The organism is Streptomyces sp. NPDC002536 (genome assembly GCF_053594995.1).
This window is the reverse complement of record NZ_JBSFWU010000051.1, coordinates 1-16,370: the sequence shown is the minus strand read 5'-3', so window position 1 is coordinate 16,370 and position 16,370 is coordinate 1. Positions and strand designations below refer to the sequence as shown.

Here is a 16,370-nt window from a genome sequence, read left to right as displayed (position 1 = left end):
GCCTCAGTGCTGGACGAGGTCGCCGGGGTCGGTGTTGGCGCCGCAGACCACGACGGCCACGGTCTCCCCGGCCTCGGGGGTGTATCCCCAGGAGCCGTCCGTACAGGTCAGCGCGGCGAGGGCGGCTGCCGCGGCGTGCTCGACGGCGAGCCTGCGGTCGTCCCACAACTGCTGCCGGGCGCGCACGATCGCGGCGTCGGGCACGAGGGCGGAGCGCACGTCCCCGTGCCGGGCGGCGGCGAGCGCGAGCGGGGTGGCGCGCCGGGCGCCGAGCGCGTCGGCGGCCACCGAGTCCACCTCGACGTCCACGATGCGCCCCGCCTGCAGGGCGGCGTGCAGGGCACGGCAGTTCTCGGGCTCGACGGCCACCGTGCGCAGCCCGTGGTGCCGGGCCGCGGTGGCGACCCCGGCGAAGAGCCCTCCCCCGCCGACGGCGACCACCAGGGTGTCCAGCCCCGGCACCCGGGCGCGGATCTCCTCGACGAGTGTGCCCGCCCCGGCGGCGATCAGCGGGTGGTCGTAGGCGTGGCTGACCAGCGCCCCGGTCGAGGCGGCGAACTTCTCGCAGGCCTCCGCGGCTTCGGCGTACTCGCTGCCGACCAGCCGGACGTCGGCCCCGTAGTGGCGCAGCCGGGCCACCTTGACGTGGGGTGCGTTCTCGGGGAGGAAGACGGTGGCCGTGACGCCGTGGTGCTGCGCGGCCCAGGCGCAGGCGAGCCCGGCGTTGCCGCCCGAGGCGATGGTGACACCCGCGCCGGGCAGGGTGCCGACCTCCCGGTGGGCTGCGAGGAAGTTGTGCGCGCCGCGGGCCTTGAAGGAGCCGGTGTGCTGCATCTGCTCCAACGCGAGCCAGAGACCCGGGGTGTCGGTGCCCGCGACGGTGACCGGCCGGACGTGGCCGGCCACGCGGGCGGCGGCCCGCTCGATGTCGTCGTGGCCGAGTCGGTCGCCGAGCCGGTCGTTCCTATGTTCCATACGCTGTACGTTACACTGTCACACATGCCGAGGCACTCTGCGTCCCTGGACCGCGCGACCCCCGACCTCATCGCCCGCACCGCACTGGCGCTCATCGACGAGGAGGGCCCCGCGGCCCTGAGCTTCCGCCGCCTCGCGGAGCGGCTGGGCGTCTCCCACGCGACCATCCACCGCCGCTGCCGGGACCTGAACGGCCTGCTCGACCTCTGCACCGACCACCTGGCCACCCGGCTCCCCGACATCGCACCGGGCACCGACTGGGCCGAGGCCACCGAGACCCGCTTCCGCCGCCTGTACGAACTGCTCACGGCCCACCCCGGCCTGCTCGCCCTCCGCGGCGCCCGCCCCTGGCTGGGCCCCCAGCTCCTGGCCCGCCTGACGGAACCGGCCCTGGCGGACAGCCTCGCGGCGGGCATGACGCCGGAGCAGGCGATCCGCACGTACCGGCGGATGTACCTGCTGACGCTCGGCAGCGCGGCCTTCGTCGACCACCGCAGCCCGCGCGAGACGGTCGCGGCCACGCGCGGGGCGCTGGCCGCGCTGGACCCGGAGGACTTCCCGGTCCTGACGGGCCACCTCGGGGCCATCGCCCCGGTGATGGCGGACCACGAGGTGTACTACGGCGCCCTGCGCCAGCTGATCGCGGCGGCGCGGGGGTGACCGTGCGGGCAAGCCCTCAAGCCCCCGGGCTGAAATGCGGCCGCAGCCGCATCACTTCAGCCCGGTGCCGGGCACTTTCAGCAACCCTCAACCCGCCGGCATGGCGAGCAGCTCCTCCAACGCCCGGGCCGGCACGGCCCGTTCCCGGGGAGTGATCCCGTACCAGGCCGCAACCGCAGGCACCAGCCGGTGGATCTTCGCGCCCCGTCAGGGGCGCGGGGAACTGCGCGATCAGCCGCCGCCGGCCTGCAGCCGGCGCACCGCCCCTGGGGTCCGGGGCGAAGCCCCGAGAACCTCGACTGCGGGCGCGTCGTGGCTAGTCGCGCCCACGCGGCGGAGCCGCAAATCGATACAGCCCCGCGCCCCTGACGGGGCGCCGTGGTGCCGCGTGACGAAGTCCGATGGGCCAGGAAGCAACCGGCGCCCGTGAGCGGATCGTTGCCCGCGATCATGTACCCCTCGTGCGGCAGGATGCGCCGGATCCAGCATGAGCTCTCCGCGTCGAGCTCGGGCACCGAGCACCGAGCACCGGACCGTCTCCACATCCGTCGGCATACGCCCAGCGTGCACGCACCGGCCGTGTCAACCCCCGGGATCCCGGCCGCACTTCTGCCGGCCCTGGGGGCGACGGCACTCCCCCTCGGCCGTGGCCGGTCCCGCACCGGCGAGCGCAGAGACGACGCCGGGATCGACATGCGGAACTGCCGGCACGCCGACTGGCAGATGTGGCACTTCCGCGAGGTCTGATCCGGTGACGGATCAGCACGGCTCCGGCGCCGGGAGGGAGGGCGCCGGGGCCTCCAGCAGCACGCGAGCCGCCTCCCGCGCCTGCCGCGCAGGCAGCACGGTGCCGGAGACCGCCGCCAGCGCGATCGCCCCCTCGGCCAGCAGCGCCAGCTGCTGGCCGAGCCGCTCCGCCGCCGTCCGGTCCACACCGGTCTCGGCCACAAGCCCGGTGAGCCACGCACGAAACGTGTCCTTGTGGGCACGCGCCGCAGCGGCCACGGCGGGCGAACCGGCCCCCAGTTCGCCGAAGGAGTTGACGAACGCGCAGCCCCGGAAGCCGGGTTCGGCGAACCACCGCTCCAGCCAGTCGTAGACCGCCAGGATGCGCTCCCGGCCGGCGGGCACGGCGGCCGCATGGCGCTCCAGCTCCCCGCGCCAGCGCGCGTCCCGGCGCGCCAAGTAGGCCTCGACCAGGGCGTCCTTGGACGGGAAGAGCCCGTAGAGACGCTTGAGCGACACCCCGGCGGCGGTCCGGACCGCGTCCATGCCGACGGCCTGGATCCCCTGCCCGTAGAACAGCTCCTCGGCCGCGCCCAGGACCCGCTCGGTCCACTCCTCCGTCACCGCTACCTCTCCCCTTGCACGAGAACGATCGTTCTCCTAGGCTACCGCACACCCGGGAGAACGATCGTTCTCCCTTGTCGGAGGGAAGAGTTGACCGTGCTGTCGTTCACCGCCGAAACCGCCGAGGCCAAGGTCCGCGCCGCCGAGGAGGCCTGGAACAGCTGCGACCCCGAGCGGGTCGCCCTCGGCTACACCGAGGACTCCGAGTGGCGCAACCGCGACGTGTTCCTCACCGGCCGCGCCGAGATCACCGAATTCCTGCGCGCCAAGTGGCAGCGCGAGCTGGACTACCGCCTGCGCAAGGAGCTCTGGGCGTACACCGGCAACCGCATCGCGGTCCGCTTCGTGTACGAGTGGCACGACACCGCGGGCCGGTGGTTCCGCAGCCACGGCAACGAGAACTGGGAGTTCGCCGACAACGGCCTGATGCGCCGCCGCTACGCGAGCATCAACGACGTCGCCATCACCGAGGCGGACCGCCTCCTGCGCTGACGGTGCACTGACGACGCAATGACGATGCACTCGTTCGCCTGAGTGCCGGGCGTGGCGGCCCGCATCCCGCCCCGGTCCGGCCGATCCTGACGGCCCGTGCAAGGCGTGGACGTCAGGAGCGGTGTGTCGTGAGACGGGTGTGGGTCGTGATGCTCACGGCGATGGTCACGTTGTCGACCCCCGGAACAACCGTCACGGCCCAGGCAGGAGGCCGGGGCGGACGGGTCGCCTCCTCACCGATCGTGGCGGCCGACCAGGCCACCCGGTCCGTGTACGTGCTGGACGCCAAGCGCGCGCAGTGGGACGCCGGGAGCAACGGCGCGGGGGTGCTCTGGTCCTGGAGCGCCGACGGGAACGACGACCTCGCGGACCTCGACCCCGACAGCTCGTGGGCGAATCCGAGCGAGGCCAAGTTCCGTGAACTGGGCGGTCGCCGCTACCTGCTGGCCACGGCCTCCGGCGGGCTGGCGGCCGTGATCGGCTACCCGGGCCGCTCGGTGTACTGGGCGGCCGACACCGGCAAGGGCAATGCCCACAGCATCGAGCTGCTGCCCGACGGCAACGTGGCGGTGGCGGCCAGCACGGGCGGATACCTGCGGCTGTACGCGGCCTCCCTGGGCTCGCGGGCCACCGAGCACGTGCAGGTGCCGCTCCCGGGGGCGCACGGGGTGCACTGGGACCCGCGCACACGGCTGTTGTGGGCGCTGGGCAGCCGGGAGCTGGTCGCGCTCCGGGTGGGCGGCTCGCCGGAGGACCCGTCCCTGACGGTCGTCCACCGCCGCGCCCTGCCCACCCGCAACGGCCACGACCTGGCCCCCGTGCTCACCCGGCCGGGCCGGCTGTGGGTGACCACGGCCTCGGCCGTCTACCAGTACTCGACGACCGAGCAGGCCTTCGTGTCGTACCCGCAGCAGTCGCGGATCAGCGGCCCGGACGTCAAGAGCATCGGCGACGAACCGAGGACCGGCCAGGTGCTGGTCGCCCGGCCCGAGCGGGGCCACGCCTGCAGCTGGTGCACCTCGACGCTGACGCTGTACCGGCCGGACGGCACCCGCACCCTGCTGCACGGCGGGATGTACAAGGCCCGCTGGTGGACCGCCGGCCGCGGCTGACCGGCCGTCACCGCGACGGCGTGCGCGCCGTCTCCCGCATCCTGGCCCGCACGGCGGCGGCGGCCTCGCCGCCGTCGGGGACCTGCTCCCACAGGGCGAGCAGGGCGGGCGCCAGGTGCGGCGCCCGGTCGCCGCTGTGCTGCCAGCAGTAGTGCGCCCGCTTGAGCGCCTCGACCGTCTCGCCGTCGGCGGCCCCGCCCCGGGCCAGCCGGTGGGAGGCGGCGGACAGCCAGAGTTCGGCGGCGCGCGGGTGGTCGCCGGCGAGCCGGGCGAGGTCGGCCCGCACCTCGACCCACAGCCCGGCCTCGGGACTGTGCGAGCCGTGCCGGCGCAGCGTCTGCTGCTCCCAGGCGGCGGCCATGGCCGCCGCCTCGTTGTGCCGGCCGGCCTGGGCGGCGGCCAGGATGCCGGGCAGCGGGTCCTCCTCGGGCGGGGCCGGTGCGGGAGCGGGAGCCGGGGCCGGTTCGGGTGCCCGGGGCGCAGGGGCCGCGACGGCCGGTGCGGCCGGGTTGGCGAGGACGGGGCCGGCGTCGCCCTCCTGCACGCTCAGCGCGCCGTCGGGCAGCGCGGCCTGGGTGAGCGCGAGTTGGTGGAGCAGCACGGGGTCGAGCACGGGCCCCGCGGCGGGGTGGCCGACGGAGAGGGCGGTGAGGAAGGCGCGGGCGTAGGGCCCGGCCTCCGTGGCCGGCTTGTCGGCGGTGGGGCCGACGACCCCGCACACGGGCACGCCCCCTCCGAGGTGCCCCGCGCGGACCGCCGCGGTGACGTGGGGCAGGGCGGCGGCGTCGGCCTCGGCGTCGATCACCAGCAGGGTGGGGCCGGGGTGTTCGCCCAGAGTGCGGGTGAGCCACTCCCAGGGCAGGCCGGTATAGCGGACGGTGGCGGGGGTGCTCTCGCGCAGCGCCAGGTGCAGCTGGGTGCTGCGGCGGGCGGGGATCATCAGGTGGCCCGTCACCCACACCAGCAGCGGGCCGGGCACGGTGACGGCGTCCTGGAGGTAGGCCAGGACGCTCTGCGGGCCTGCCATGGCGGGCAGTTGTACGACATCGGACGAGGCTGCGGCGAGGAAGCGGCGCGGGTTCGCTCCGGCGACTGCGTGCGCGGTCGGGTTCGGCAGGGTGCCCCGCCGCCGGTCCGGGGTACCGTCCAGCAACAGCACGCAGCCATGGTTCGGGTGGTCCAATGCGTTCTTCCTTCTCCGGTCACAGACCTGTGCGGGGCACGCGGGAACGGCGCTCCTCGGTGCGGATCCGGCGCTCCTCCGCGGCCTTCTTCACACCCTCGGCCCGTCGCTCGGCATAGCCGTTGGGCTCGACCACGTGAAAGCACTGGCCGCAGACGTAGCCCCCCTCGGGGCCCTCGATCACCGGGTTCAGACAGTCTTTGCAGAGCATCGCGGCAGCATTCGTCTGGGGGATGTCGGTGCTGTCCATTATTTACCGGCGGCCCCGCAGTTGTTGCACGACCAGCCGCCGTCCGACCCCTGTATCACGGGCGCGCCGCAGCGAGTACAGTTCACCGGCCCTACCTCCCCCTGCGCTCATGATGGCACCCGCCGGATCCGGCCGGAAGGGAGGGGCACTTCGCACTTCGTCACCCCATGGCGGCGCGGGACTCCACACTGTCGTCGAGGGAGCTGTGCCCGAGGTTCCGGCACAGCGGGACCTCGCCGGCGTTGTCGATGTAGCGCGCCGCGATCCAGTCGTTGCGCTCCCGCAGGAGGTACCACAGGGGGTTGCCCCCGACCTCCTGCGCGTGGGCCTTGCAGCGCAGGCCCACCTGGGCGCGGTACTTGAGGACCCCGCGCACGGAGGAGTCGGTGCTCGGGTAGGCGCGCTCGTTGAGCCCCGAGGGGGCGGTGACCGTGCCGTGCGCTCTGGCGGGGGCGGCCGTGGGGACCGCGGAGGCGGCGGGTGCGACGAGGAGCAGCGCTCCGCCGAGTGCGGCGGCGGTGGCCAGGGTGGTGGTGGACACGGTTTTCTCCCTCGGTGCGAAGTGGGTACGGCATTGCCCCAGTTCCACGGGGAATCGCAGGATAAACGCGGCGGTTACTTCTTGGCCCTGCTGGGCTGCACCCGCTTCGGCTCGCCCTTCATCTTGGGGTGTTCGGGCGGGTAGGGCAGGTCGCCCAGGCCGTGGTCGTGCTCGTCGCGGTCGGCCAGTTCCAGCGCGGCCTCCATCCCGCAGGGCCGTTCATCCATGCCGGCGTGGACGTCGCCGAGCGCGGCGAACCGGGCGGGCATGGTGGCCAGGTCGAAGTCCTCGGGCACGGCATCGGGGACCTCCTCCCAGCGCAGCGGTGCGGAGACGGGTGCGTGGGGGCGGGGCCGCAGGGAGTAGGCGCTGGCGATGGTGCGGTCGCGGGCGGTCTGGTTGTAGTCGACGAAGACCTTCGCGCCGCGCTCCTCCTTCCACCAGGCGGTGGTGATCCGCTCCGGGGCGCGCCGTTCGAGCTCGCGGGCCACGGCGATGGCGGCGCGCCGCACCTGGACGAAGGTCCACACGGGCCGGATGGGGACGAAGACGTGCAGCCCCCGTCCGCCGGAGGTCTTGGGCCAGCCGGTCAGCCCCAGTTCCCGCAGCACCTCGCGCAGTTCGAGGGCGGCCCGTACGGCGTCGGCGTAGCCGGTGCCGGGCTGGGGGTCGAGGTCGATGCGCAGTTCGTCGGGGTGCTCGGTGTCCTCGCGCCGCACCGGCCAGGGGTGGAAGGTCAGACAGCCGAGGTTGGCCGCCCAGAGCACGGCGCCGGGCTCGGTCGGACAGATCTCGTCGGCGTGCCGGCCGCTGGGGAAGGAGATCCGGCCGGTGGGGATCCACTCGGGAAGGTTCTTCGGCGCCCTCTTCTGGAAGAACGACTCGCCCTCGACGCCGTCGGGGTAGCGCTCCAGCGTGGTGGGGCGGTTCCGCAGCGCGCGCAGGATGCCGTCGCCGACGCTCAGGTAGTACTCCGCGACGTCGCGCTTGGTGAAGCCGCGCTGCGGAAAATAGACCTTGTCGGGGTTGGACAGCCGGACCGCGCGCCCGCCGACCGTGAGCTCCAGGGCCTCTGTCATGCGCTCACGCTAAGGGTCTGTCCGACGGATCTTCGTCATGCGGCACCACGGCGCGCCCCTGACGGGGCGCCGCAAGCGCACAATTCGGGCATGGATCTTCCCGTGATGCCGCCCCTGGCGCCGATGCTGGCGAAGTCCGCGGCCGCCATTCCGCCCGGCATGCAGTACGAGGCCAAGTGGGACGGTTTCCGCGCCGTCGTCTTCCGCGACGGGGACGAGATCGAGCTGGGCAGCCGCACGGGCAAGCCGCTCACCCGCTACTTCCCCGAACTGGTGGACGCCCTGCTCGCGCAACTCCCGCAGCGCTGCGTCCTGGACGGCGAGATCGTGATCGTCCGGGAGGGCCAGCTGGACTTCGACGCGCTGCTGGAGCGCATCCACCCCGCCGACTCCCGGGTCCGCATGCTGGCCGGGGCGACCCCGGCCTCCTTCGTGGCCTTCGACCTGCTCGCCCTGGGCGACGAGTCGCTGCTGGCCACGCCCCAGCGCGAGCGCCGGGAGGCGCTGACGACCGCGCTGCAGGAGGCGGCCGACCCGGTCTTCACGGCACCCGTCACCTACGACCTGGACGTGGCCCGCGGCTGGTTCGAGCAGTTCGAGGGGGCGGGCCTGGACGGCGTCGTCGCCAAGCCGCCCGGACTGCCCTACCGGCCGGGCGAACGCGTCATGGTGAAGGTCAAGCACGAGCGGACCGCCGACTGCGTCGTGGCCGGCCTGCGCCTGCACAAGAGCGGCCCGGTCGTGGGCTCGCTGCTGCTGGGGCTGTACGACACCGCGGGCCGGCTCCAGCACGTCGGGGTGTGCGCCGCCTTCCCGATGGCCCGGCGCCGGGAGCTGATGGACGAGCTGGCACCGCTGCGCATGGAGTCGCCCGCGGGACATCCCTGGGAGTCCTGGGCGGACGCGGAGGACCGGGCCGCCGGGCGGCTGCCCGGCGCCCCGAGCCGCTGGACCGGCAAGAAGGACCTGTCCTGGATCGCCCTGCGCCCGGAGCGGGTGTGCGAGGTCGCCTACGACCACATGCAGGGCGACCGCTTCCGGCACACGGCCCGGTTCCGGCGCTGGCGCCCGGACCGGGAGCCGCAGCAGTGCACCTACGCCCAGCTGGAGGAGCCGGTGGGCTACGACCTGGGCGAGGTCCTGGGCGCGACCTGACGGCCCGTCACCCCGCTGCCTCCGGACGGGGCACGCGGGTACCCGTACGGCGCAGCAGAACAGGACCTGACGGGGCGACACATTCCAGCCTGGGAAGAATCTTCTACCCCGGCCGGAAGGGAAGACGCCCATGCAGACGCTCATGCACAGGAGACGTACGCGACAGAGAGCCGCCGCCCTGGCCTGCTCGAGCGCCGTGTGCCTGCCGCTCTGCGCGGGCGTGGCGGCCGCCACGGACCCCGGGGACGGGCCCGGATTCCCTTTCTGGTCCGAGCCGTTGGGCCGGCCCGCCCGGCAGGAACGGGTCTGGCAGGAACGCGGCCGCGACCGGGACGCGGTCTCGCTGCAGCGCATCTCCGAGGAGCCGACGGCCGTCTGGCTCACCTCCGGCGACCCGCAGGCCCAGGCCGCCGAGGTCACCGGCGAGGCGGCCCGGGCCCACCGCATCCCCGTCCTCGTCGCCTACAACATCCCGCACCGGGACTGCGGACAGTACTCCTCCGGCGGCGCCAAGGACGCGGCCGCCTACCGCGCCTGGGTGGCCCGGGCCGCGGCCGGGATCGGCGACCGCAAGGCGTGGGTGGTCCTCGAACCGGACGCCATCGCCCAGTGGGCCACGCACTGCCTCCCCGCCGACGCCGCGGCGGAACGGCTGGGCCTCCTCGCCGAAGCCGTCCGGGCGTTCAAGGCGCTGCCGGGCACCTCGGTGTACGTGGACGCGGGCAACGCGGGCTGGATCTCCGACCAGAAGATGCTGGCCGACGCACTGCAGCGGGCGGGGGCCGGCCAGGCCGACGGGTTCGCGCTGAACGTCTCCAACTTCCATACGACAGAGGCGACGCGCACCTACGGCGACCGGCTCTCCGCACTGCTGGGCGGCACGCACTACATCATCGACACCAGCCGCAACGGCAACGGTCCGCTGCTCCCTGCGGAGAACGAATCCTGGTGCAACCCGCCGGGCCGGGCCCTGGGCACGCCGCCCACCGCGGCGACGGACTCGCCCCTCGTCGACGCGTTCGTCTGGATCAAACGCCCCGGGGAATCGGACGGTACCTGCCGGGGCGCACCTCCGGCGGGGTTCTGGTGGGCGGAGTACGCCTTGGACCTCGCGAGGGCGGTGCCGGGGCGCCCGTAAGGGGCGTTACCGCACATGCACCCACACACTCCGCGACGGGGTCCCCGTCCGGTCCACCAGGAACAGCATGTACCAGCCCCCCGGCACCAGCGCCGGATCCTCCGGCACCCGTACCGTCGGCACCCCGCCCCGCACCGCGAACCCCAGCGCGATCGAGCGCTGTTCCACGTCCGTCGCGTGCGTCACCGCGCTCGGCCGCATCAGCCGCACCGCGGCCACCCCGCGCGACGACGCACCCGGCAGGGCGACCAGCGCACCCCGCCGCACGTCCAGCGGTTCCGAGCGCAGCGACGGGCGGTGGTCGCGGTAGAGGTACGGCGGGGTGTAGACCTCGATGCGCTGCTCGAAGGAGCCGGGGCGGGTGTCGTCCTTGTCCGCGAAGAGCGGGTTGGAGCCGAAGACCGCGATCCGCCCGTCGGGCAGCAGCAGCGCCTCGGAGTGGTAGTCCCGCCCGACCGTGGGGTCGGCGGCGGTCGTGAACGCCCGCGTGTGCGGGTCGTAGAACTGGGCGCGCAGGATGTCGGAGGCGTGCTTGCCCCGGTAGTCGCCCGACCCTCCGGTCGTGAACACCCGGTCGTCGGGCGTCAGTACGGCGTTGAGGTACCGCGTGCCCCGGGGCAGGTCGGGGCCGGGCGCGTAGCGCGGACGTACGGCTCTCAGGTCGACGACGGCCGTGCGCCGGGTCGACTGCGCCGACTCCCCCACCCCGCCGCCGCCCAGGAGCATCACCGTGCGCTCCTGCGCGGGCGGCAGCAGCACCGACGCCGAGGTCTCGGTCAGCTGCGGGTCCGTCAGCCCGGGGACGGGGGCGAAGGTGTTGTGCGCCACGTCCCACAGCCCCGGCGTTCTGCCCTTGTCGGCGGGCCCGTAGCCCGCGTTGGAGCCGGAGTAGAAGAGCTTGCCGGTGCCGGTGAGGAAGAGGGCGGGGTAGGTGGGGAAGTACCGGTCGGGCGCCCGGGACCACCTCCGGGTGACCGGGTTGAAGAGCTCGTTCCTACCGGGGATGATCTCGCCCATGTCGTCCAGGCCCGAGACGGCCAGGACCCGGCCGTCCTGCAGGGTCACCAGCGTGGGGTACCAGCGGGCCTCGGCCATCGGGTCGACGGGCACGTAGCGCTCGGCGACCGGGTCGAACTCGTAGGCCTCGCGCAGCCCCTGGAAGTCCTTCTTGTCCAGGCCGAGTCTGGCGGCGAGCCCGTAGAAGACCTGGGAGTCCTTGCCGCGCAGTCCCTGGATGCGGTACTGGTCGGCCGTGTTGGCGATGCCGTCCTCGCCCTCGGTGACGGACTCCACGTAGACCCGTTCCTGGGAGGCGGTCACCGTGGCGCCGCCCTCGGTCGCGGTCTTCTTCGCGCGCGGCAGCAGCACCGGGAACTGTGAGCGGTACTGCAGGCCGGTGGAGCCCTGGAAGACGGTGCCCGCGGGGAGGACGCGGGACCGGTCGGGGTCCTCGTTCTTCACCAGCATCGCCCCGCCGGCCCGCCGGACGTCGCCGGTGAGCTTCTCGTACCGGGCGGTGCCGCCCGCGACCAGCAGTTTCCCGTCGGTCAGCTGGGCGTGCCCGGCGCAGAACATGTCCTTGGGGGTGGGGATCTCCTTGAAGGTGTCGTCCGACGGGTCCCACAGCACGCTCTGGAAGGTGCCGGCCCGGAACTTCCGCTCGTCGTTGCCGGATCCGGCGATGAGCAGCACCTTGCCGGTGTGCAGCAGTGCGGCGTGGATCGCGTTGATCCGGAACCGGCCGGGGACGTCGACCACGTCCCAGTGCCCGTAACGGGCCTTGTACGACTCCTGGTTGACCGTGTACTCGTGCCAGGCGCGCTCGGCGAATCCGGTGGCGGCCGGCGCGTTCGCGGCCACCAGCGCCAGCACGGCCACGGCGCCGAGCACCGTCTTGCGCGACTTCGCCGTCGGGCGGAACGTCACGTCGTCCTCCGCTCAGTGTCCGGTCCGCTGCCCCACCGGCCGCGGCCCGGGCCCGGGTTCGGTGCCCTTGGCGGCGGGTCCCGGCGCGGGGATGCCGGTGCGCAGCGCGCGGCGTTCGCGCGCCAGGCCCGTCTGCCACACACCGACCGGGCCGAGCGCGGTCGCCAGTGCCAGCAGGGCCCAGATCCGCATGGCGGTGTGGTCGTGGCCGAGCAGCGCCGAGGCGCACAGCGACAGGGCGAACAGGGCCGCCCACATCAGGTGGGTGCGGAAGGTGGCCACGCAGTCGGCGCTGGCCGAGTCGCCCTTGGGGGTCACCACGAACCGCGAGGTCCGCCGCAGCAGCGCCTCGCCGAGGGAGCGCGCGTAGAGCGGTGCCGAGAGGGCCGACATCACCATGCCGGCCGTGCCCGAGGAGCCGGCGGGCTCGTGGGGGCTGACATTGTGGCGGCGGTTCCAGATGTAGAGGCCGATCTGCAGGGCCGCGGCGTCGCAGTAGAGCATCAGCCACAGCCGCGGATCGATGGTGATGCCCGCGGCCCCCAGGCCCAGGAAGAGTGCACAGCACAGGGCGCCCAGCACCCAGTTGAGGGCGGCCATGGGGTAATAGGTGACCATCAGCGTGTAGTTGAGCAGCCGCCCCGGCGACAGCGACCACGGCGCGCGCCAGAACTGGCGCAGCAGCGTCTCGTACGTGCCGCGGGACCAGCGCAGTTGCTGGGAGAAGTAGTCGGTCCAGGTGGACGGCCCCTCGCCGACGGCGAGGACGTCCGGGGTGTACACCGAGCGCCAGCGCCGCCCGGTGGCGGGGTTGCGGCGGCAGTGGATCTCCAGGCCGGTGGCCATGTCCTCGGTGATCGAGTCGTAGAGCCCGCCGACCTGTCGCAGCACGCTGATGCGCACGCAGTTGCAGGTGCCGACGAACATCGGTGAGCCGTAGGCGTTGCCCGCGCGCTGGATCAGGGCGTGGAAGAGGAACTGCTGGCTCTCGGCCGCCTTGGTGACCGCCGTGGTGTAGTTGCCGTAGACCTGGGGGGCGACGACGAAGGCCACGTCCGGGTCCCGGAAGTAGCCCATCATGCGCTCGAGGAAGTTGGGCAGGGGCACGTGGTCGGTGTCCACGCAGGCCATGAACTCGTAGTCGTCGCCGTGCGCGTCCAGCCAGGCGTTGTAGTTGCCGTGCTTGGTACGGGCCCGGAAGCGCCCGGACGGCCGGTTCCAGCGGTCGACTCCCCTGCGGCTGAAGTGCCGTACGCCCAGCCGCTCGCACAGCCGCCGGGCCTCGGGGTCGTCGCCCTCGTCCAGCAGCCACACGTCCAGCAGGCCGTCGTGCTCGATGCGCACCGCGCCCTCCAGCGTGGCGCGCACCATGGCCAGCGGCTCCTTGCCGGGGACGAAGCTGGTGAGGAAGGCGACCCGGGTGCCCGGCCGGGCCCGCACGGGCACCGGGTCCCGGGCCATGAGGGTGGCGTGGGCGTTGGAGACGACGTTGACGACGCGGAACAGTTCGATCAGCCCGATGGAGAGCATCATGGCGGCGTCGGCACCGCGCTCCCAGTCGCTCGCGTACTCGCGGTGCACCCAGTGTTCCGGCAGCATCAGCCACACCATCAGCGTCAGCGACACCAGGGGGGCGGCGCCGAGGAGCAGCCGGACGCCGAGGCCCCGGCTGATGCTCTTGCTCATCAGCCGCCGGTAGCGGACCCGGTAGGCGCCGGGCGGGGGGTCGGTCAGGCCTCCGGCCAGCCGGCTGAAGCGTGCGTAGTCGTAGTGCCCGGATCCGCGTCCGGCCGTGCTGCTGCCGCCGGGTCCGCCTCCCGGTTCCGGCACCCCGCCGGGCGGTCGCGAGCCGGAGGCGCCGGGGCGGCCCGTTTCCGCACTGTCGCAGGCCGTTGCCGACCGGGCATCGCTCGCCGAAATCGCCACCACAACACCCCCAGCCACGAACGGACACGGGATCAAGACGCCCAGGGGCACCTCGGGGGAGAAAAACTAACAAAACGGACCTACGATCATGTGACAAACGCACCGAAAGTGACTCCGCATCACTCACATGGCAGCGACGCGTGACCGGTTCCCGCACTTGGAGGGGGCCCGGCGGGCGGAGAGAATGCTCAGCCCGGCGACGCACCAGCGGCCCCGGGCGGCGGCATGTCCTAGAATTGCGGAATTCTTCAATTCACCAAGTGCGCGAACAGTCGGACGAGCCACACAGGGGGCTGACGGTGAGTGCGTTCGCCGAGGCGATGCGGGAGAGGGTGCGCGCAGCACGCGCGGCCCTCGCGGCGGCACGGGCCGCCGGGGACAGCTACGAGGCGGCCCTCGCGGAGGACGAGCTCGACGACGCGCTGCGGCTGGCCCGCGCGCACGGCGTCGAGACGGACACCGTGCCGGACCGGCCGGACGAGCAGGTGACACACGAAGACGGGAGCTGAACGTGCCGCGGGTGCCCCTGTACCAGGCGAAGGCGGAGCTCTTCCGCATGCTCGGGCACCCGGTGCGCATCCGGGTCCTGGAGCTCCTGCAGGACCGGCCGATGCCCGTGCGCGACCTTCTCGCCGCGATCGAGGTCGTGCCCTCCAGCCTCTCGCAGCAGCTCGCGGTGCTGCGCCGGTCGGGCATCGTGAGCTCCACCCGCGAGGGCTCCACGGTCGTCTACGCCCTGGCGGGCGGCGACGTGACGGAGCTGCTGGGGGCCGCCCGGCGCATCCTGACCCAGGTCCTCACCGGCCAGGAGGAACTGCTGACGGAGCTGCGCGACCGCGGGGAGCCCCCGGAGAAAGCTTGCGCAAAACCTTTTCCGGAATCGAGTATTCCGGAAATTCCGGCCCACGGAACGGCCGTTCACAAGGACAGGTGACAACGAAAGGCCCACGGTCCGGGAGTTCACCGAGGCCGTCGAATTCCGGCCGTAATACGCCGTTGTCCTATGCCAGTCGGGGCAGTGGCCGCCGGAGCTGCACGAGCGTTTCGGCACCCGTTCCCCGCAATTCCGGCAACACCCCCGGCTCTCCGGTCAACCCGCAGGTCAGCAGCGCCGGGGCATCCTGGGGAACGGGGGTCGCAGCAGGCTTTCCGCTGCTACTGTCCCGCGTCATGGAGCAGCTCTTCACCCCTGACGAACTCGCCCGTATCGAGGCCGCCGCACAAGAAGTCGGCCATTCTCCCCGCGAATGGGTCCGCGCGGTCGTGCTGCACCGGCTCAACGGCGGCCGGCGCGACATCGAGGACGCCGTCTGGCCGCTCACCGAACAGCGCCGCCCCGGCGGCGTCGTCCACGAACTGCACCACGCCGGCTGCTGGGTGCCCAAGGGCGGCGAGGCCACGCTGAGCACCGCCGAGGCCCGCTCCCAGGTGGCCCGGCAGGACGTGCGGCTGTGCGACGCCTGCCAGCCCGAAAGGTTCCTCGGCCCGGTGCGCTAGACCGGCCCGGCAGGCCGCTCCGGCGGACCTGCGGACTTCTGCCGCGAATGCCCCCATTACGCTGTCCCCTTGTCAAGATTTCGCAGGTGGCGGGGGAAGTACGAGATGAGGACGGTGACGCGGCTCACCGCGTGGGCGACGCTGCTCGTGGGCTATGCGACCATGATCGCAGGCATGATCCCGTTCCGGGAGCTGCCGCCCAAGCGCCAGCAGCTGTGGCTGCTCGGCGCGACCGCAGCAGGCGCCCTGTGCTGGGTGCTGGCCTCCCTGGCGGTACGGGCACGCAGGCGTGCGGTGTTACGCCGCAAGCAGTGGCGCAGGCGGTACCGGCCCTGGCCCGCGCCGCGCTCGTCGCGCCTGCTCTCCTGGGTCCTGGGCTTCGGCATCGCGTTCACCAGCGCGGCCGCCCTGTGCCAGGGCGTGGGCCCCGACGGCGCCTACGGCGCCTGGCTCGCCAAGGTCGAGCGGGCCGGGGGCGGGGTGTACGAGGTGCCCGTCCGGAGCGTCGTCGGCACGCCGCAACCCGTCGACACCGAGGCCAACGACAACGAGTACAGCTCGACGGTCGTCACCGACATCCCCTTCTCCGCCGGGAAGAAGGAGATCACCCTGCACGACGTGGTCACCCGCGGGCTGCCGGAGGAGGGCCGCACGCTCCAGCTGCGCTACGCCCCCGACCGGCCCGGCCTGGGAGTGCGGCAGGCACCGGAGACCGACATCGGCTTCATCGCGGGCCGGTACGTCGCCCTGCCGGTGATCTGGACCTCCGCGGTCATCGCCGGGTTCCTCACGGGCCTGGCCCTGCGCCGCAACGAACGGCGCGTCCGGCGGGCCCGCCGCTTCGAGCCCTGGGTCCATCTGCCGGCCGCGGCGCTGCTGCTGTGCGGCGCCGTGATGATCGTCCCGCTGCTGACCGCCTTCCCCACCACGGCGACGGGCTGGAGCCTGGCGGTCGCGAGCGCGGCCACCCCGTGGCTGGCCCTGGCCTGGGCACAGCCGCACCGTTCAGATCGGAGGACGACGCCCTTCGGCGGGGAGTTTCGCCGACCTTTCTCGGATTCCCCAAAGGGTTGGGCCGGAATTGGC

Annotated in this window: 18 protein-coding genes; 10 read left to right on the top strand and 8 right to left on the bottom strand. The window is 73.1% G+C overall.

Annotated elements, in window-relative coordinates:
* Window positions 1-3 precede the first annotated feature (3 nt).
* Window positions 4-975 (bottom strand): serine/threonine dehydratase, encoded by a 972-nt coding sequence (locus ACWD4B_RS19635; RefSeq protein WP_451421923.1) that lies wholly within the window; start codon window positions 973-975, stop codon window positions 4-6.
* 24 nt (window positions 976-999) lie between these two features.
* Here ACWD4B_RS19635 and ACWD4B_RS19630 point away from each other — a divergent pair, with 24 nt between their 5' ends.
* The gene (locus ACWD4B_RS19630; protein WP_451421922.1) at window positions 1,000-1,635 is read left to right on the top strand and encodes a TetR/AcrR family transcriptional regulator; all 636 of its coding nucleotides are present in this window, start codon (window positions 1,000-1,002) and stop codon (window positions 1,633-1,635) included.
* Between the two features lie 579 nt (window positions 1,636-2,214).
* Window positions 2,215-2,382 carry a hypothetical protein gene (locus ACWD4B_RS19625; protein ID WP_451421921.1) on the top strand — a complete coding sequence of 56 codons (168 nt, stop codon included), beginning with the start codon at window positions 2,215-2,217 and terminating at the stop codon, window positions 2,380-2,382.
* A 12-nt stretch (window positions 2,383-2,394) separates the two neighbouring features.
* Here ACWD4B_RS19625 and ACWD4B_RS19620 read toward each other — a convergent pair whose 3' ends face one another.
* Window positions 2,395-2,985 carry a TetR/AcrR family transcriptional regulator gene (locus ACWD4B_RS19620; RefSeq protein ID WP_451421920.1) on the bottom strand — a complete coding sequence of 197 codons (591 nt, stop codon included), beginning with the start codon at window positions 2,983-2,985 and terminating at the stop codon, window positions 2,395-2,397.
* Window positions 2,986-3,081: 96 nt separating this feature from the next.
* On the opposite strand from ACWD4B_RS19620, the gene ACWD4B_RS19615 reads away from it, so the two are divergent.
* Both ACWD4B_RS19615 and ACWD4B_RS19610 read left to right on the top strand, forming a co-directional pair.
* A complete protein-coding gene (locus tag ACWD4B_RS19615) occupies window positions 3,082-3,477 on the top strand; it encodes a nuclear transport factor 2 family protein (protein WP_451421919.1) in 396 nt (131 codons plus the stop codon).
* 128 nt (window positions 3,478-3,605) lie between these two features.
* Window positions 3,606-4,589, top strand: coding sequence for a DUF6528 family protein (locus ACWD4B_RS19610; protein ID WP_451421918.1), 984 nt, complete (start codon window positions 3,606-3,608; stop codon window positions 4,587-4,589).
* Window positions 4,590-4,596: 7 nt separating this feature from the next.
* Here ACWD4B_RS19610 and ACWD4B_RS19605 read toward each other — a convergent pair whose 3' ends face one another.
* The 4 genes from ACWD4B_RS19605 to ligD form a co-directional block, all read right to left on the bottom strand.
* Window positions 4,597-5,748, bottom strand: coding sequence for a hypothetical protein (locus tag ACWD4B_RS19605; protein WP_451421917.1), 1,152 nt, complete (start codon window positions 5,746-5,748; stop codon window positions 4,597-4,599).
* A 43-nt stretch (window positions 5,749-5,791) separates the two neighbouring features.
* Complete coding sequence (locus ACWD4B_RS19600) at window positions 5,792-5,983, bottom strand: hypothetical protein (protein WP_171079496.1); 192 nt, start codon at window positions 5,981-5,983, stop codon at window positions 5,792-5,794.
* 199 nt (window positions 5,984-6,182) lie between these two features.
* Window positions 6,183-6,563, bottom strand: coding sequence for an SH3 domain-containing protein (locus ACWD4B_RS19595; RefSeq protein WP_451421916.1), 381 nt, complete (start codon window positions 6,561-6,563; stop codon window positions 6,183-6,185).
* Window positions 6,564-6,637: 74 nt separating this feature from the next.
* Entirely contained in the window at window positions 6,638-7,642 is a 1,005-nt protein-coding gene (gene ligD / locus ACWD4B_RS19590) for a non-homologous end-joining DNA ligase (protein ID WP_451421915.1), read from the bottom strand.
* Window positions 7,643-7,732: 90 nt separating this feature from the next.
* Here ligD and ACWD4B_RS19585 point away from each other — a divergent pair, with 90 nt between their 5' ends.
* On the top strand, window positions 7,733-8,797 hold the full coding sequence (locus ACWD4B_RS19585) for an ATP-dependent DNA ligase (RefSeq protein WP_451421914.1): 1,065 nt from the start codon (window positions 7,733-7,735) through the stop codon (window positions 8,795-8,797).
* A gap of 130 nt (window positions 8,798-8,927) precedes the next feature.
* A complete protein-coding gene (locus tag ACWD4B_RS19580) occupies window positions 8,928-9,935 on the top strand; it encodes a glycoside hydrolase family 6 protein (RefSeq protein WP_451421913.1) in 1,008 nt (335 codons plus the stop codon).
* A 6-nt stretch (window positions 9,936-9,941) separates the two neighbouring features.
* Here ACWD4B_RS19580 and ACWD4B_RS19575 read toward each other — a convergent pair whose 3' ends face one another.
* Both ACWD4B_RS19575 and ACWD4B_RS19570 read right to left on the bottom strand, forming a co-directional pair.
* Window positions 9,942-11,861, bottom strand: coding sequence for a galactose oxidase-like domain-containing protein (locus ACWD4B_RS19575; RefSeq protein ID WP_451421912.1), 1,920 nt, complete (start codon window positions 11,859-11,861; stop codon window positions 9,942-9,944).
* Window positions 11,862-11,873: 12 nt separating this feature from the next.
* Window positions 11,874-13,691, bottom strand: coding sequence for a glycosyltransferase family 2 protein (locus tag ACWD4B_RS19570; RefSeq protein ID WP_451421953.1), 1,818 nt, complete (start codon window positions 13,689-13,691; stop codon window positions 11,874-11,876).
* Window positions 13,692-14,086: 395 nt separating this feature from the next.
* Between ACWD4B_RS19570 and ACWD4B_RS19565 the strand changes: the two genes are divergently transcribed.
* The 4 genes from ACWD4B_RS19565 to ACWD4B_RS19550 form a co-directional block, all read left to right on the top strand.
* Window positions 14,087-14,296, top strand: coding sequence for a hypothetical protein (locus ACWD4B_RS19565; RefSeq protein ID WP_336411012.1), 210 nt, complete (start codon window positions 14,087-14,089; stop codon window positions 14,294-14,296).
* Window positions 14,297-14,298: 2 nt separating this feature from the next.
* Window positions 14,299-14,721: an ArsR/SmtB family transcription factor gene (locus ACWD4B_RS19560; RefSeq protein WP_451421911.1), complete on the top strand. Its 423-nt coding sequence runs from the start codon at window positions 14,299-14,301 to the stop codon at window positions 14,719-14,721.
* A 236-nt stretch (window positions 14,722-14,957) separates the two neighbouring features.
* Window positions 14,958-15,284, top strand: a complete 327-nt coding sequence (locus tag ACWD4B_RS19555; protein WP_336411014.1) for a DUF6233 domain-containing protein — start codon at window positions 14,958-14,960, stop codon at window positions 15,282-15,284.
* 105 nt (window positions 15,285-15,389) lie between these two features.
* On the top strand, window positions 15,390-16,370 hold a 981-nt coding region (locus ACWD4B_RS19550; protein WP_451421910.1), incomplete at its 3' end, for a hypothetical protein.